The organism is Streptococcus suis (genome assembly GCF_002960445.1).
GTDB classification, from domain to species: domain Bacteria; phylum Bacillota; class Bacilli; order Lactobacillales; family Streptococcaceae; genus Streptococcus; species Streptococcus hyiners.
Genome location: NZ_POJD01000321.1, coordinates 1 through 284, shown reverse-complemented (window position 1 = coordinate 284; position 284 = coordinate 1). Strand labels below are relative to the sequence as shown.

The 284-nt window shown below is 47.2% G+C and carries 1 protein-coding gene; it reads left to right on the top strand.

Going from position 1 to position 284, the window contains the following annotated elements; genetic code table 11:
• The coding region (locus C1G53_RS11045) for a CinA family protein (RefSeq protein WP_192873128.1) at positions 1-284 on the top strand (284 nt) is incomplete at both ends.

Here is a 284-nt window from a genome sequence, read left to right as displayed (position 1 = left end):
TTACGCTTGTCCACCAAAGCGACCAGCCAAGAAGAAGCAAATCTACGTTTAAATCAGTTGGAAGAAGACATCTTACAACATGACAAACTGGCAGACTATTTCTATGCCTACGGAGAGGACAATAGTTTGGTCAAAACGGTAGCGACTCGTTTGGCGGAGAAAAGACAAACCATCGCTATCGTCGAACAGGGGACAGGTGGTCTCTTGCAAGCTGAATTGAGCCTGGCTTTGGCTGATCAGCCGTATTTTAGCGGAGGAAAAGTCGTCGGTCAGCTAGGGATAGA